This is a genomic window from Gordonia sp. SCSIO 19800, from assembly GCF_018132775.1.
In the GTDB taxonomy this organism is placed as follows: Bacteria; Actinomycetota; Actinomycetes; order Mycobacteriales; family Mycobacteriaceae; genus Gordonia; species Gordonia hongkongensis.
On the sequence record NZ_JAGRQM010000005.1, the window covers coordinates 157,413 to 172,265 of the forward strand.

18 protein-coding genes are annotated in these 14,853 nt (G+C 68.6%); 16 read left to right on the forward strand and 2 right to left on the reverse strand.

Translation table 11 applies throughout. The annotated features are described in order from the left end of the window. Positions 1-25: 25 nt before the first annotated feature. The 16 genes from KB201_RS08125 (at position 26) to KB201_RS08200 (ending at position 12,745) form a co-directional block, all read left to right on the forward strand. Entirely contained in the window at positions 26-364 is a 339-nt protein-coding gene (locus tag KB201_RS08125) for a P-II family nitrogen regulator (RefSeq protein ID WP_004572306.1), read from the forward strand. A gap of 113 nt (positions 365-477) precedes the next feature. Further along, complete coding sequence (locus KB201_RS08130; protein WP_078112242.1) at positions 478-3,018, forward strand: [protein-PII] uridylyltransferase; 2,541 nt, start codon at positions 478-480, stop codon at positions 3,016-3,018. Between the two features lie 38 nt (positions 3,019-3,056). Continuing rightward, positions 3,057-4,619: a signal recognition particle protein gene (gene ffh / locus KB201_RS08135; RefSeq protein WP_078112243.1), complete on the forward strand. Its 1,563-nt coding sequence runs from the start codon at positions 3,057-3,059 to the stop codon at positions 4,617-4,619. 26 nt (positions 4,620-4,645) lie between these two features. Further along, positions 4,646-5,716: an amidohydrolase family protein gene (locus KB201_RS08140; RefSeq protein WP_078112437.1), complete on the forward strand. Its 1,071-nt coding sequence runs from the start codon at positions 4,646-4,648 to the stop codon at positions 5,714-5,716. Positions 5,717-6,169: 453 nt separating this feature from the next. Then, entirely contained in the window at positions 6,170-6,607 is a 438-nt protein-coding gene (gene rpsP, locus KB201_RS08145) for a 30S ribosomal protein S16 (RefSeq protein ID WP_058250078.1), read from the forward strand. Then, positions 6,604-6,846: an RNA-binding protein gene (locus KB201_RS08150; RefSeq protein WP_004572301.1), complete on the forward strand. Its 243-nt coding sequence runs from the start codon at positions 6,604-6,606 to the stop codon at positions 6,844-6,846. The genes rpsP and KB201_RS08150 overlap by 4 nt, the downstream gene beginning before the upstream one ends. Before the next feature lie 26 nt (positions 6,847-6,872). After that, positions 6,873-7,406, forward strand: coding sequence for a ribosome maturation factor RimM (gene rimM, locus KB201_RS08155; RefSeq protein ID WP_211538776.1), 534 nt, complete (start codon positions 6,873-6,875; stop codon positions 7,404-7,406). Continuing rightward, positions 7,406-8,125 carry a tRNA (guanosine(37)-N1)-methyltransferase TrmD gene (trmD, locus tag KB201_RS08160; RefSeq protein WP_078112244.1) on the forward strand — a complete coding sequence of 240 codons (720 nt, stop codon included), beginning with the start codon at positions 7,406-7,408 and terminating at the stop codon, positions 8,123-8,125. The genes rimM and trmD overlap by 1 nt, the downstream gene beginning before the upstream one ends. A gap of 41 nt (positions 8,126-8,166) precedes the next feature. Then, positions 8,167-8,511 carry a YbaB/EbfC family nucleoid-associated protein gene (locus KB201_RS08165; protein ID WP_078112245.1) on the forward strand — a complete coding sequence of 115 codons (345 nt, stop codon included), beginning with the start codon at positions 8,167-8,169 and terminating at the stop codon, positions 8,509-8,511. Continuing rightward, entirely contained in the window at positions 8,498-8,848 is a 351-nt protein-coding gene (locus tag KB201_RS08170; RefSeq protein WP_078112246.1) for a hypothetical protein, read from the forward strand. The genes KB201_RS08165 and KB201_RS08170 overlap by 14 nt, the downstream gene beginning before the upstream one ends. Beyond that, positions 8,845-9,819 (forward strand): hypothetical protein, encoded by a 975-nt coding sequence (locus KB201_RS08175; RefSeq protein WP_078112247.1) that lies wholly within the window; start codon positions 8,845-8,847, stop codon positions 9,817-9,819. The genes KB201_RS08170 and KB201_RS08175 overlap by 4 nt, the downstream gene beginning before the upstream one ends. A 195-nt stretch (positions 9,820-10,014) precedes the next feature. Next, the gene (gene rplS, locus KB201_RS08180; RefSeq protein ID WP_004572295.1) at positions 10,015-10,356 is read left to right on the forward strand and encodes a 50S ribosomal protein L19; all 342 of its coding nucleotides are present in this window, start codon (positions 10,015-10,017) and stop codon (positions 10,354-10,356) included. An 18-nt stretch (positions 10,357-10,374) separates the two neighbouring features. Continuing rightward, positions 10,375-11,235 carry a signal peptidase I gene (gene lepB / locus KB201_RS08185; RefSeq protein WP_211538777.1) on the forward strand — a complete coding sequence of 287 codons (861 nt, stop codon included), beginning with the start codon at positions 10,375-10,377 and terminating at the stop codon, positions 11,233-11,235. A 7-nt stretch (positions 11,236-11,242) separates the two neighbouring features. Then, positions 11,243-11,932: a ribonuclease HII gene (locus KB201_RS08190; RefSeq protein WP_058250085.1), complete on the forward strand. Its 690-nt coding sequence runs from the start codon at positions 11,243-11,245 to the stop codon at positions 11,930-11,932. Next, positions 11,929-12,240, forward strand: coding sequence for a DUF2469 domain-containing protein (locus KB201_RS08195; protein ID WP_004572292.1), 312 nt, complete (start codon positions 11,929-11,931; stop codon positions 12,238-12,240). Before KB201_RS08190 ends, KB201_RS08195 begins: the two co-directional genes overlap by 4 nt. Before the next feature lie 100 nt (positions 12,241-12,340). Continuing rightward, positions 12,341-12,745 carry a YraN family protein gene (locus KB201_RS08200; protein WP_211538778.1) on the forward strand — a complete coding sequence of 135 codons (405 nt, stop codon included), beginning with the start codon at positions 12,341-12,343 and terminating at the stop codon, positions 12,743-12,745. Positions 12,746-12,754: 9 nt separating this feature from the next. On the opposite strand, the gene KB201_RS08205 is transcribed toward KB201_RS08200, so the two are convergent. Together KB201_RS08205 and bluB are read right to left on the reverse strand one after the other, a co-directional pair. Continuing rightward, positions 12,755-14,104, reverse strand: a complete 1,350-nt coding sequence (locus KB201_RS08205; RefSeq protein ID WP_211538779.1) for a DUF4185 domain-containing protein — start codon at positions 14,102-14,104, stop codon at positions 12,755-12,757. Between the two features lie 99 nt (positions 14,105-14,203). Continuing rightward, positions 14,204-14,842: a 5,6-dimethylbenzimidazole synthase gene (bluB, locus tag KB201_RS08210; RefSeq protein WP_211538780.1), complete on the reverse strand. Its 639-nt coding sequence runs from the start codon at positions 14,840-14,842 to the stop codon at positions 14,204-14,206. Positions 14,843-14,853 lie beyond the last annotated feature (11 nt).

Here is a 14,853-nt window from a genome sequence, read left to right on the forward strand (position 1 = left end):
TGAATCCTGTGGAGAGGGATAACTAATGAAGCTGATCACTGCAATCGTCAAGCCGTTCACGCTCGAGGATGTCAAAGCCGGGTTGGAGCAGGCCGGCATCCTGGGCATGACCGTGAGTGAGGTCCAGGGCTACGGCCGCCAGAAGGGTCACACCGAGGTCTATCGCGGCGCCGAGTACTCGGTCGACTTCGTACCCAAGGTCCGCGTCGAGGTCGTGGTGGACGACGCTGCCGTGGACAAGGTCGTCGACGTGATCGTCGAGGCCGCCCGGACCGGCAAGATCGGTGACGGCAAGGTGTGGGTCTCGCCGGTCGAGTCCGTGGTTCGCGTCCGAACCGGCGAGCGCGGTGGCGACGCACTGTAGCGAGCCCGCCGAGGCGTCGACGAAATCCCGGTGAACGGCCCCGTGCCCGACGACCAGTCGGGCGCGGGGCCGTCGGAGTTCCACACCTCTTGTTCCCTTCTCTCCCACACACTTTGGAGGCAGTCGTAAGCGCCGCAGACCTGGCCAAGACCCGACGGCAACTCACCGAATCCGGCCGATCGGGAAAACTCGACGCACCGGCACTGCGCCAGGTGCTCGTCGACCTGCACGAATTCTGGCTGACCAGCAAGGGCGCCGAACTCGGCATCAAGCCGCACAGCGGGTTCGCGATCGTCGCCGTGGGCGGACTCGGTCGCGGTGAGATGCTCCCGTATTCCGACCTCGATCTGATCCTGCTGCACGACGACATGCCCGCCGAGCGGGTGTCCGAGGTCGCTGACGGACTCTGGTACCCGTTGTGGGACGCCAACATCCCGCTCGACCACAGTGTGCGGACGGTGCCGCAGGCCTTGCAGGTCGCCGGCGACGACGTCACCGCGGCCCTCGGCCTCCTCGAGGCGCGCCACATAGCCGGCGACGAGGATCTGTCCACGTTGCTGATCGGCGGGGTCCGCCAGCAGTGGCGCAACGACATCCGCAATCGGTTCCCCGAGGTGGTCACGCACGCGCAGGACCGCTGGCGGCGAGCCGGCGACATCGCACATCGCGCCGAACCCGACCTCAAGAGCGGCCGGGGAGGTCTGCGTGACGTCCAGCTCCTGGGGGCGCTGGCGATCGCCCAGCTCACCAGCGGGATGGCGAGCTTACGACCCGATTCGCCCGGTGCCGGACCGCAGGTCGCCTACACGCGGCTCCTCGACATCCGTACCGAACTGCACCGCATCGCCGGGCGTCCCCGCGAGCACGTGCAGGCCCAGGACGCCGACGAGATCGGGGCGGCCCTCCGGATCGGGGACCGGTTCGATCTCGCCCGCGTCATCAGCGACTCGGCCCGCACCATCAGCTACTCCATCGACGCCGGCCTGCGGACCGCGGGCAACGCCCTGCCGCGTCGCGGTCTGGCCAAGCTGCGGCGTTCGCCGCTGCGCCGCCCGCTCGACGAGGGCGTCGTCGAGCACAGCGGGGAGATCGTGTTGGCGCGCAACGCGATTCCGAGCAAAGACCCGGGACTCATCCTGCGGGTGGCCGCCGCGTCGGCCCGAACCGGCCTGCCGATCAGCGCGTCGACGCTGAGCCGGCTGGCCGATTACGCGCCGGAACTGCGTGAGCCGTGGCCGGCCGAGGCGCTCAGCGACCTGCTGGTCCTGCTCAGTTCGGGACATCACATGGTCGACCCGATCGAGGCACTCGACCGCACCGGCCTGTGGGGCCGGCTCCTGCCGGAATGGGGTGCGGTGCGCGACCTCCCGCCGCGCGATGCCATCCACACCTGGACCGTCGACCGGCATCTCGTGGAGACCGCGGCGTACGCGAGTGCGATGACCACCCGGGTGTCCCGGCCCGACCTGCTCGTCCTCGGTGCGTTGATCCACGACCTCGGCAAGGGCCGGGGTGCCGACCACAGCATCGTCGGCGCCGATCTGGCGGTTCAGGTCGGCAACCGGTTCGGGCTCTGGCCGCAGGATGTGGCGATCCTCTCCGACATGGTGCGGCACCACCTGCTGCTGCCGCAGGTCGCCACCCGCCGGGACCTCGACGACCCGGCCACCGCCGAGTCGGTCGCCGACACCCTGGGACACAACCGGGTGCTGTTGGAACTGCTTGCCGCACTTGCCGAAGCGGATTCGCTGGCCACCGGCCCGGGGGTGTGGGGGGAGTGGAAGGCCTCGCTCATCCACGACCTCGTCCGCCGGTCGATGCGACTCATCGACGGCGAAGAGCCGAGCGCGCCCGAGCCGCTGACGGCCGAGGACCTGGCCACGGCGGCGGAAGGGGACTACGCGGTCCGGCTCGTCCGGGCCGACGGGCAACACACGTACCGCGTCACCATGGTGGCGCCTGATCAACCCGGCCTGCTGTCGAAGATGGCCGGGGTCCTCGCCCTGGGCGGGTTGCGGTCCCACTCGGCGTGTGCCCAGAGCGCCGACGGGAAGGCGATCAACTCGTTCCTTGTCGTCCCGATGTTCGGCAGTCCGCCCGATGCCGGCCTGTTGCGCCAGCAGCTGATCGCGGCCGTCGACGGCAAGATCGATGTCCTCGCGCGGCTCGACGCGCGCGAGCGGGACTCGCCGATTCCGACGATCGGCACCGTCACCACGATTCCCGGCACCGTGGTGACCATCGGCGCCAGCGCCGGGAGCACCGATCCCGAGGTCGACGGGGCCGGGCATCCGAAGAACGCGGTACCCGCGCTCTTCGCCGTGGCGCCACCGCGGGTGACGTGGCTGGACGCCCCGGTGGGTGAGGCGGTGCTGGAGGTCCGCTCGGACGACAGGATCGGCCTGCTCAGCCGGGTCAGTGCGGTCCTGGAACGCCACGGCGCCGACATCCGATGGGCCAAGGTGGCGACCCTGGGCGCCACCGGGGTCGACATCTTCGGCCTGCGGCTGGCGACCGACACCGAGGACGCACGGGCAAAGCTGGCCGAGGCCGTCGTCGCGGTCTGCCCGCCGCCGCAGCCGGCGCGCGAGGAGGACGGCGACGGACCGCAGTCCTATGGCGGAACGGGACGGTCCGGAGTGCCGATCTCCTAGATGTTCCGTCCCGGGACCCGCATGGAAGGATGGGACCCATGTTCGATTCCCTCTCCGACCGGTTAACCGGTGCTCTGAAGGATCTGCGTGGCAAGGGGCGGCTGTCCGACGCCGACATCGACCGCACCTGCCGCGAGATCCGGCTCGCCCTGCTCGAGGCGGACGTCTCGCTCGCGGTGGTCCGGTCCTTCATCGCCCGGATCAAGGAGCGCGCCAAGGGTGCCGAGGTCTCCGCGGCACTCAACCCGGCGCAGACGGTCGTCAAGATCGTCAACGAGGAACTCATCGGAATCCTCGGCGGGGAGACCCGGCGGGTGCGGTTCGCCAAGAACCCCCCGACCGTCATCATGTTGGCCGGTCTCCAGGGTGCCGGTAAGACGACACTCGCCGGAAAGCTGGGCAACTGGCTCAAGCAGCAGGGTCATACGCCGCTGCTCGTCGCCTGTGACCTGCAGCGTCCGGGCGCGGTCTCCCAGCTGCAGATCGTCGGCGAGCGCGCCGGCGTGCCGGTCTTCGCGCCGCATCCGGGCACGAGCGTCGGCGGCGAGGGTGTGCTCGGTGTGACCTCGGGCGATCCGGTCTCGGTCGCGCAGGCCGGTGTCGACGAGGCGCGGAGCAAGCACTACGACGTGGTGGTCATCGACACCGCCGGCCGGCTCGGCATCGACGCCGAACTGATGAAGCAGGCCTCCGACATCCGCAACGCCACCTCGCCCGACGAGGTGCTGTTCGTCGTCGACGCGATGATCGGTCAGGACGCCGTCACCACCGCCGAGGCCTTCCAGGAGGGTGTGGGCTTCACCGGCGTCGTGCTGACCAAGCTCGACGGCGATGCGCGCGGCGGTGCGGCGTTGTCGGTACGCGAGGTGACCGGCCAACCGATCATGTTCGCGTCCTCGGGCGAGAAGCTCGAGGACTTCGACGTCTTCCATCCCGACCGCATGGCCAGCCGCATCCTCGGCATGGGCGACGTGTTGTCGCTCATCGAGCAGGCCGAACAGCACTGGGATGCGCAGCAGGCCGAGGCCGCGGCCGCCAAGATCACCCAGGGCGAGCTGACCCTCGAGGACTTCCTCGAGCAGATGCTGATGATCCGCAAGATGGGTCCCATCGGCAACATCCTGGGGATGCTGCCCGGCGCCGGCCAGATGAAGGACGTGCTGTCGCAGGTCGACGACAAGCAGCTCGACCGCGTGCAGGCGATCATCCGCGGCATGACCCCCGCCGAGCGCGACAACCCGAAGATCATCAACGCCTCTCGCCGCATCCGGATCGCCAACGGGTCGGGTGTGACCGTCAGCGAGGTCAACCAGCTCGTCGACCGGTTCTTCGAGGCCCGCAAGATGATGGCGCAGATGTCGGGTCGCATGGGCATGGGTGCGATGAACCGCAAGTCCAACCGCAAGGGCAAGAAGGGCAAGAAGGGCAAGAGCCGCGGCCCCACCCCGCCGAAGGCGGCGCGCGGCGGCTTCCCTGGTATGCCCGGAGGCATGCCGGCCGGGTTCCCGGACCTGTCGAACATGCCGGCCGGTCTCGATCAGCTGCCCCCGGGTCTCGAGGGCATCGACGTGTCGCAGTTCCAGCAGCCCAAGAAGAAATGACGGTGGGTGGCCCGGAACAGGGTGCCATGGCCCGCCACTACCGGGGCACCGATCCGCTCACGTCCGAACCGGTCGAGTTCTGGGTGTCCGACGACACCATCAGCCTCACCGCGGTTCCCGACGCCGAGACGGCCGTCGACGGCGGCTGGATCCTGCCGGGCCTCGTCGATGCCCACAACCACGTGGGGATCGCGCCGGGCCTCGGGGTCGACATCGAGCAGGCCCGTGGCTACGCCTACGCCGACGCGCGCACCGGCACCCTGCTGATCCGCGAGGTCGGGTCGCCGCTCGACACCCACCCGCTCGACGACGATCCGGCGTGCCCACGGTTGATCCGCTCCGGCAAACACATCGCCCGGCCCAAGCGGTACCTGCGCGACTACGGCGTCGACCTCGACGATCCGGACGAACTGGCGGCCGAGGTGGCCCGGCAGGCGCAGGCAGGCGACGGCTGGGTGAAGATCGTCGGGGACTGGATCGATCGCGAGGTCGGGGACCTGGCCCCGCTGTGGACCCGCGCGCAGATCGAGTCGGCGGTGGCGGTGGCCCACGAGCACGGCGCGCGAATCACCGCCCATGTCTTCGGAACCGATGCTCTCGTCGACCTGATCGGGGCCGGTGTCGATTGCATCGAGCACGGCACCGGGCTGACTCCCGATCTCGTCGACCAGCTCGTCGACCGCTCGATCGCGTTGGTGCCCACAATGATCCAGGTCGAGAACTTTCCCGGGATCGCCGACGGCGCCGAACGCTTCCCGACCTACGCCGCCCACATGCGCGCCCTGCATGCGGGCGCCCCGGCGGTGTTCGCCGCCGCGCGTGAGGCCGGCGTCGCGATCTTCGCCGGGACCGACGCGGGCGGATTCGTCGAGCACGGACGCATCGTCGACGAGATCGAGGCGCTCTCGGACGTGGGCCTGGGCCCGGCGGGTGCGATCGCGGCGGCGTCGACGAATGCGCGTGCCTGGCTGAGCGCCGACCTCCTGGAGGACGGTCACCGCGCGGACTTCGTCGTGTACGCGGACAACCCGTGCGACGACCTGGGCACGTTGCGACACCCGGTAGCAGTGGTGTCTTCTGGTCGCCACCTCGTGTGAGCAAAGCCACACGGTAGTGGCTGGTTGCCTTTCTTACCGCCGCGTAACGTAGCAACGGCGTTGCAACGGTTCGGCCAGGACGAACCGGATCAGTCCACCTCGGATCCGCGGCCCGGATCCGAGAGCGCGGGCCCGTCGGAGCCGGGGGTCGAGGGAGGCTCCGGCGGTGTCGCGCATCAGGCGGATGAGCCGACACCGACAGAGTGACGGAAGTGACGTTCGGCATGTGGTCGTCCTCGCGGGTGGGTGACCACATGCCGGTCCATCGGCTGTTCCCTGTGCAGGCCGATCACCGGATTCGGTACTCACCGCCCGGTCTGGCACAATGATTCGCTGGTTCGTCGGATCCGGTCACGGCCGCCCGACGGTCACACCACTACAGACGCAAAACCGGGTCCGCCTGTCCGGGCGGATTGCTGAATTGCGCAGTGACCACACGAAAGAGAAGTAGACATGGCTGTCAAGATCAAGCTCACGCGGCTCGGCAAGATCCGCAACCCGCAGTACCGCATCGTCGTCGCCGACGCCCGCACCCGCCGCAACGGCCGGGTCATCGAGACCATCGGCAAGTACCACCCCAAGGAAGAGCCCTCGCTGATCGAGGTCGACTCCGAGCGCGCGCAGTACTGGCTGGGAGTCGGTGCGCAGCCGACCGAGCCCGTGGCCGCGATCCTCAAGGTGACCGGTGACTGGCAGAAGTTCAAGGGCCTGCCGGGCGCCGAGGGCACCCTGAAGACCGCCGAGCCCAAGCCGTCGAAGCTCGACCTGTTCAACGCCGCGCTCGCCGCCGCCGACAACGAGCCGGTCGCCGCCGCGACCACCCCCAAGAAGAAGGCCGCCAAGAAGGACGACGAGGCTGCCGAGGCTCCCGCCGCCGAGGGTGACGCGTGAGCGCAGTCGTCGCCGACGCGGTCGAGCACCTGGTCCGCGGAATCGTCTCCAACCCCGATGACGTCCGGGTCGACCTCGTCACCGGCCGTCGCGGCCGGCTCGTCGAGGTCCACGTGAACCCCGACGACCTCGGCAAGGTGATCGGTCGCAACGGTCGTACCGCCACCGCGCTGCGCACCCTGGTCTCCGGGATCGGCGGCCGCGGGATGCGTGTCGACATCGTCGACACCGACCGCTGACCGAGAACCCGAACACCGAGCGCATCGTGGATCTCGTCGTAGGCCGTGTGGTCAAGTCACACGGAATCCGTGGTGAGGTCGTCGTGGACGTCCGCACCGACGAGCCCGAGATGCGTTTCGCCCCGAACTCGGTGCTGCGTGGCCGTCTGCCGCGCGGTGCCGGGGAACGGGACTTCACCGTCACAGCCGCCCGGGATCATTCCGGGCGGCTGTTGGTGTCCCTGGCCGGCATCGCGGACCGGGATTCCGCCGACGCCCTGCGCGGCACCCTGTTCCTCATCGACAGTTCGCAGGTGGAGCCCTCCGACGACCCGGACGATTTCTACGACCACGAACTCGAGGGCGTGCCCGTACAACTCACCGACGGCTCCGCGGTCGGCGTCGTCGAATCGGTCCTGCATCTGCCCGGCGGCGAGTTGCTGTCGGTACGCACCACCGACGACCGTGAGGTGCTCGTGCCGTTCGTGCGCGAGATCGTGCCGAGTGTCGGTCGCGAGCTGATCGTGATCGACCCCCCGGAGGGGCTGCTGGATCCGGATTCGCTCGACGAGGCGCCGTGATGCGCCTCGACGTCGTGTCGATCTTCCCCGAGTACCTCGATCCGCTCCGAGTTGCCTTGCTGGGCAAGGCGATCGACGCCGGACGGATCACCGTGGCGGTCCACGACCTACGCAACTGGGCGCACGACGTCCATCGCAGCGTGGACGACTCGCCGTACGGCGGCGGGCCCGGCATGGTGATGAAACCCGACGTCTGGGGGCCGTGCCTGGACGAGGTGTGCCCCGACGACGCGCTGCTGATCGTGCCGACCCCTGCCGGTGTGCCGTTCACCCAGGAGACCGCGCGTCGCTGGAGCACCGAGCAGCATCTGGTGTTCGCCTGCGGCCGGTATGAGGGTATCGACCAGCGTGTGTTCGACGACGCGGCCCGACGGGTGCGCGTCGAAGAGGTCTCCCTCGGCGACTTCGTCCTCATCGGGGGAGAGGTCGCGGTCATGGCCATGATCGAGGCGACCGTCCGGCTGCTCGACGGCGTACTCGGCAATCCCCGCTCGCATCAGGAGGATTCGTTCTCCGACGGGCTGCTCGAAGGTCCGAGTTACACGCGGCCGGTGTCGTGGCGCGGTCTGGACGTCCCGCCCGTACTCCTCAGTGGCGACCATGCGAAGGTGGCACGCTGGCGTACCGAACAGGCCCTCGAGCGGACGCGCGCGCGCCGGCCTGATCTCCTCCCGGACCCTGTGGACTCCTCCGCGGACCATCCGGGCGATACCGACTAGGATGCGGCAGAGGTTCGACTCGGACGGGGGTCCAGCAGACGATGCAGGGGTATTCGGCCATGGTCGAGGAACTCGACCGGCAACGCACCGAACTCGAACGGGTCCGGAAGTCGTTGTCGCAGCTGACCTCCCGGGCGACCAGTCACGACCGGCTCGTCGCGGTGACGGTCGACGCGCGCGGCCGTGCGGTGGACATCATGATCGAACCCTCCGCATTGCGTCGATACCGCGCGGATCAACTGTCCGCCCTGCTGACCACGCTGATCGCCGAGGCGGACACCGCGCTGCGCACCAGATCCGCCGACATCCTTTCCGGCGCACCGGATCTGCCGATCGACTACGCCGACGCCCGCCTCGACAGTGTGGTCGCCGATGACCGACCCTGACCTCTCGCCGGCGGCCGACGCCGGTCCCCGGGTCGCCGCCGACCCCGGTGCCGCCGCTGTCGTGGCGACGCGACTGCAGGCCGCGGCGGCGGAACTCACGGCGATACAGACCGAGCTCGCCGCGCTGCTCATCGACGTCGACATGGCAGTAGGCACCGGGAACTCGGCGGGTGCGTTCCGGACGGGGTTCTCGCCGGCGGCCGCGGCGTCGACGGATCGTCTGCACGACGTCGAGAACCGTCTCGGACAACACCGCCGCGCCCTCGTCGCCGGCATCGACGACCTCCTCGACCGAGATGCCGAGGCCTCGGCGCGTATCGGCCGGGCCGACGCATGACGGCGCGTGGCGAGGCCGAGCGGATCGCCGAGGAACTGGCCCCGGGGGTGTGGCCGACCGCCGACGCGGCGGCACTGAGCGACTCGGCCCAGCGCGTGCGGGCACTCGCCGAGAGGGTGGCCGGCCTCGCCGAGGCGGTGGCGTCGGTGACCGACTCGTACGCGACGGGGGACTCGACCGCGGGCCGGTTCCACGATGCCGTCGTCGACGGGCTCGGACAGATCGCCGGTGCCGATCTGCCCGGAGCGGCGGAACGGCTGCGCGCGCTCGGGACGTCGCTGGACGCGTATGCCCGGACGGTGATCGACACGCAGCAGCAGATGTCGGTGGTCGCACTGATCGCCGACCGCGATATCCGGCGTGCCGAGGTGAACGCCGCGATCGGTGACGACACGTGGCGGGTCGAGGCCGCGAGCACCGGCCGGATGGCCCTCACCGCGGCGGGGGACGATCACACCGAACGGTCGGGTGAGGCAGGGCAGAGCGCCGCTGCACCCGCGGCGACGAGCGGGATGATGCCGATGATGCCGCTCGGGGCACTGGGTGCGGCGGGTGCGATGGCCGCCGGTCTCGGGGGTCTGGCCGGCGCGCGGGCTCGCGCCGACCGCGACGGGATCGGCGCGAACGACCTGACCTGGTTGCGGGGGCGAGCCGAGCGACTCCAGACCATGGTCCCGGCATCGATCGCCGGTTGGTTCCGGACCGCAGTGGGTGTCGGGACCGGTCCGCGGGGAGCCCGGGTGGTCGTCGTCGGGACCAACGACCCGCAGCCCTATCAGCGGGCGGGGGTGGAACTCGCCGACGACGAGGCACTCACCGCCAACGGCCGGGCGCCCGAACTCGCGATCCTCGACCACATGGTGCATGCCGGTGTGACGCCGAGAGCGATCGCCGCGGCGACGCCGATGGAGCCCGCCACCATCTCGGCATTGCAGGCCGACGACGTCGTGATCGTGGCGCCACGGACGTAGCGGCTCCGCGATTTCGTCGGCCCGGGGTGTCTCTGGCACAATAGTCGGGTTGCCTGCCGACGATGCCCCGTGTCCGGGGCTGTCTCTCCGAGACCGCCGGCTGCGACGCCAACGACTCGGAGCACGAACCGGTCGAGCCCACGGGCCGCCAGGTTCCTCTGCTCAACGTTCTCCGCCAGACAAGGACCACGACACATGAACACGCTCGACTTCCTCGACAAGCAGTCCCTCCGCGACGACGTGCCGGACTTCGGCCCCGGTGACACCCTCGACGTCCACGTCAAGGTCATCGAGGGCAGCAAGGAGCGCGTGCAGGTGTTCAAGGGCGTCGTCATCCGTCGTCAGGGCGGCGGCGTGCGTGAGACCTTCACCGTCCGCAAGGTGTCCTTCGGCGTCGGCGTCGAGCGCACCTTCCCGGTGCACAGCCCGAACATCGCCAAGATCGACGTCCTCACCCGCGGTGACGTCCGTCGCGCCAAGCTCTACTACCTGCGCGATCTGCGCGGCAAGGCAGCCAAGATCAAGGAAAAGCGCTGACGCGTCTAACCTGACGAGGTGGCCGACACACAGCGACCCCACGATGCCCCCGACGACGACCGCGCCGACGACGCCAAGCGTCCGTGGAGGTTGAAGACCGACCCGGCCGAACCCGATGCCGACGAGCGCGGCAAGCGCAAGTCCGGCTCGGGTTCGCTCCTGCGCGAAGTCGTCATCATCGTGGGGTGCGTCCTTCTCCTCACGTGGGTGCTGCAGACCTTCATCGGTCGGCAGTACGTCATCCCGTCGGAGTCGATGGAGTCCACCCTCATCGGCTGCGACGGCTGCACCAACGACCGCATCGTGATCGACAAGCTCACGTACCGGTTCGGTGATCCGCAACCCGGCGACGTCGTCGTCTTCAAGGGCCCGTCGGAATCGTGGAACGGCGCCTGGGTGTCGCCCCGATCGACGAACCCGGTGATGCACAAGGCGCAGGATGCGCTGTCGTGGTTCGGGTTCGCGCCGCCGGACGAGAACAACCTCGTGAAGCGGGTCATCGCGACCGGCGGTCAGACGGTGGAATGTCGCAACGACGAGGGCGTCGGTGTGAAGGTCAACGGTCGCCCGCTGCGCGAGCCCTACATCGACATGAAGCTCCAGGAGGAGACGGTCGCGTCGTTCGGGCCCGGTGTCGCCGGGCCGGGTGACCAGGTACCTCCGTGTCTCGGGCCGGACTTCGGTCCGATCACCGTGCCCGAGGGCAACGTGTGGGTCATGGGTGACAATCGACTGAACTCGCAGGACTCGCGCTACCACGTCGAGGACCAGTACCAGGGCACCGTCCCGGTCAGCGATATCCGCGGCAAGGTCCGGTTCATCATCTACCCCTTCTCGCGGATCGGTGGTGTCGGTTCGTTCAATCCGCAGCAGGGGTGAGACAGCTGTGACGACTCGATGGCCACCCCGCTCACCCGTCCGCCGTGCCGCGGGCCTGCGGACGTTCGAATTCGCCTTGCACCGGCAGGGTCTGGGGCCCGTGGCGGGGGTCGACGAAGCCGGCCGCGGAGCGTGCGCGGGCCCGCTGGTCGTGGCGGCCTGCGTCTTGAAGCCGACGCAGCTCGTCTCCCTCGCCGACCTCGATGACTCCAAACGATTGACCGAGCGCACCCGCGAGGAGCTGTACCGCTCGGTGACGCGCTACGCGCAGAGCTGGAGTGCGGTGATCATCGAAGCCGCCGAGATCGATCGCATCGGCATCCACGTCGCGAACATCGAGGGCATGCGCCGGGCGGTGGCCGCCCTCGACGTGAAACCGGGGTACGTGCTGTCCGACGGTTTCGCGGTGCCGGGACTGACGGCGCCGTCTCTGCCGGTGATCGGGGGAGACGGGGCGGCCGCGTGCATCGCCGCCGCCAGCATCATCGCCAAGGTCACCCGAGATCGCATCATGGTCGCCATGGACGACGACCTGCCCGGGTACGACTTCGCCATCCACAAGGGCTACAGCACGGCGTTGCACATGTCGCGCATCGACGCCGCCGGCCCCTCACCACAACACCGCATGTCGTACCGTAATGTCGCGGCACGTGTGGTCACCAGCGCAAACGACAACAGGGATAGGCTGACAGGATGAGTGCTGAGGATCTCGAGAAGTACGAAACCGAGATGGAACTCTCTCTGTACCGCGAGTACAAGGACATCGTCGGGCAGTTCACCTACGTGGTGGAGACCGAGCGGCGCTTCTACCTCGCCAACGCGGTCGAGATGATCCCGCGCAACACCGACGGCGAGGTCTACTTCGAACTCCGCATGAGCGATGCCTGGGTGTGGGACATGTACCGCCCGGCGCGGTTCGTCAAGCAGGTCCGCGTGATCACGTTCAAGGACGTCAACATCGAGGAACTCGAGAAGTCGGAACTCCGCCTGCCCGACGAGCCCTGACCACGCGCAACCTGTTGACAACGCCCTGATCGTTCACAGATCAGGGCGTTGCTCGCTTTCGGACGGTCGACGAAATCGGTTCTGCGCGAATCTGATCGGCATGAGTGCACAAGCGCCCGACCATCCTCGCCCCGATCGCCGCGGTCATATCGGCCGGCTCGGTGAGGACGTGGCCGCGGATTACGCGACATCGCTGGGCTGGACTGTCCTGGAGCGCAATTGGCGTACCCGCTATGGCGAACTGGATCTGGTGGCCGCGGATGGGTCGGTCCTGGTGATCGTCGAGGTCAAGACCCGCGCGAGCCGCACGTACGACGATCCGGTCATGGCGGTCACGCCGACGAAGCTCGCCCGGATGCGCCGACTCGCCGGGATGTGGCTAGCGGCGCAGGACCGGCGATGGTCGCAGATCCGGTTCGACGTCGTCAGCGTGCGCCTCGACCAGGCCGCTCCCGACGATCTGGCTCGCGCGCAGGTGCGGCATCACCAGGGTGTGCACGTGTGAGCCCGGGTGTCAGAGCTTGCTCAGATCGGTCCGGATCAGCATCACGTTGTAGTCGCTCCATCGCGACGCGTTGAAGTAGAGCTCCTTCGAATCCCCCTGCAGCGCGGGGGAGTTGGGGAGCATCATCGGTCCGTAGACGACAAGCGCACCGCGGGGCACGATGGTCTTCGGTGCACTCCACGGGCCTTCGGGATGATCGGCGGTGCGCAGCGTGATGTCGTTGTCGCCATCGAGCATGACGTATTTCTCGAGGTACGGGCTCCAGGCGACCGAGAGTTCGGTGACCGGTTGTCGGACGACGACCGCCGAGCCGTCGTCGGGGATCGCGGCGATGTCGTCCACCCAGCCGCGACTCTTCCCGGCCCAGTACTCGTACGCGTCGAGATCGAGGATGTCCGTGGGTTTGAACCGCGCGAGAAAGGCGGCGCCGAATCGTCCGTTCGGGGTGCCGAACTGGTAGACGTACTCGGCTTCGGGTGTCCCGGGCCGGCCGCGGACGTACGCGTTCTGCTGGAACTTGCCGTTGTTGAACTCGATCGGCCGGAACTCGCCGGGCAGTCGGAGCGAGACCGGAGCATTGATGAGGATCGTGTCCTGATCGGTGACCCAGGTCTGGCCGTTGTCGTCGGAATGGGCGATCGCCGAGAAGTTGGTGACCCAGTTGCCCGGCGAACCCCACGAGCGCACCGACATGTAATTGATGTACTGGCGGAAGCCGTCGCCGTGCGGGAGAGAGATGGCCGCCGTCGGGATCGTGGTGACCTCGACATTGGAGATGCCGAGCGACGGGATCAGTTCCTGCGCGTAGTTCGGTTGACCGGGCGCGATCACCGAACCCGACGTCACGTCGCCTTCGCGACCGGCCGGGACGGAGAGTCCGTTCGCGAGGTTGTCGTCGTCGGTGCGGAGCAGCACGTTGTGCCGCCATTGCTGTCCCGGCGCGTTGCAGTTGCCGAAGGTGTCTCCGAAAGCCATCAGCGTCTGGCCGCGGCCGTTGTCCCAGGAGACGCCGAGATCGGTGCCGCCGATACCGAACCGGCTGAATGTGCGGTTGGCGCTGAGCGGTCCCGTCACCCACCCGACGGTGCGGGATTTGGAACCGACATAGGGGATCAACGGCCGCTGCGGTCCCGGGTTCGGGATGCTCGAGCTGCCCGACGAGCCCTCCGACCCGCTGGAGCCACTCGAGCCGCTGGAACCGCTGGACCCTAAGCCCAGGAAGCTCGAGCCCGTGCTCGCGTTGCCGCACGGCGCGGCGTGCGCGACGCCGGCACCGGTCGTCAGCGCGACCGCGGTGCCGCTGAATGCGATGACCCCGGCGAGGGCCAGTCGGACACTCGTGGTGAGACGGCTCGACACGCGCGTCCTCCAGTTACTCTTGCGACAGAAGTGATTGACGTGACTATTGTTACTGGAGTTACATGCGGATCGCGCGGTCCGTGGGGTCACGATCTGGTGTCAGCGCACGAAGAAGCGTTCCCCGGCGGACGTCCGTGACTGCCAGCCGACACGTTCGAGTTCCGCTGTCTCAGAGTCGTGCGCGGGGTAGCCGATACACAGGTAGGCGACCAGCTTCCAGGCCGGCGGTACGGCAAGTGCCTCGGAAACCTCCTCGGGTTCGATGATGGACACCCACCCCACCCCGACGCCTCGGGCCCGCGCAGCCAGCCAGAGTGTGGAGATCGCGGTGACGACCGAATACTCCAGCGTCTCGGGCACTGTCTGTCGGCCGAGTCCCCGGCCCTGCTCGACACCGGGCTCGCAGAACACGGCGAGGTGGACGGGAGCGTCGTCGAGACCGGCGAGCTTGAGCGACGAATACAGCCGTGCTTGTTCGCCCGTATAACCGTCCAGCGCGTCGGCATTGCAGCGAGTGAAGCTGTCGCGCACCGTTTGCCGGGCTGCGGCGGAACGCACCTCGACCCAGCGCCACGGCTGGCTGTTGCCCACGGACGGAGCCAATTCGGCCGCGTCGAGGATGTCGGGGAGCAGGTGGGGTTCAAGTGGTTCGCGGCGGAAGCGACGGACGTCGCGACGCCATCGGAGTAGTCGGTCGAGATCGCCGACGAACGCATCGTCGAATGTTCCGTCGTTCATCGGTTGTCGAG

Coding starts and splice junctions, on each gene's coding strand:
- KB201_RS08125 (WP_004572306.1), top strand. CDS start 26: ATGAAGCTGATCACTGCAATCGTCAAGCCGTTCACGCTCGAGGATGTC.
- ffh (WP_078112243.1), top strand. CDS start 3,057: ATGTTCGATTCCCTCTCCGACCGGTTAACCGGTGCTCTGAAGGATCTG.
- KB201_RS08140 (WP_078112437.1), top strand. CDS start 4,646: ATGGCCCGCCACTACCGGGGCACCGATCCGCTCACGTCCGAACCGGTC.
- rpsP (WP_058250078.1), top strand. CDS start 6,170: ATGGCTGTCAAGATCAAGCTCACGCGGCTCGGCAAGATCCGCAACCCG.
- trmD (WP_078112244.1), top strand. CDS start 7,406: ATGCGCCTCGACGTCGTGTCGATCTTCCCCGAGTACCTCGATCCGCTC.
- KB201_RS08165 (WP_078112245.1), top strand. CDS start 8,167: ATGCAGGGGTATTCGGCCATGGTCGAGGAACTCGACCGGCAACGCACC.
- KB201_RS08170 (WP_078112246.1), top strand. CDS start 8,498: ATGACCGACCCTGACCTCTCGCCGGCGGCCGACGCCGGTCCCCGGGTC.
- KB201_RS08175 (WP_078112247.1), top strand. CDS start 8,845: ATGACGGCGCGTGGCGAGGCCGAGCGGATCGCCGAGGAACTGGCCCCG.
- rplS (WP_004572295.1), top strand. CDS start 10,015: ATGAACACGCTCGACTTCCTCGACAAGCAGTCCCTCCGCGACGACGTG.
- KB201_RS08195 (WP_004572292.1), top strand. CDS start 11,929: ATGAGTGCTGAGGATCTCGAGAAGTACGAAACCGAGATGGAACTCTCT.
- KB201_RS08200 (WP_211538778.1), top strand. CDS start 12,341: ATGAGTGCACAAGCGCCCGACCATCCTCGCCCCGATCGCCGCGGTCAT.
- bluB (WP_211538780.1), bottom strand. CDS start 14,842: ATGAACGACGGAACATTCGACGATGCGTTCGTCGGCGATCTCGACCGA.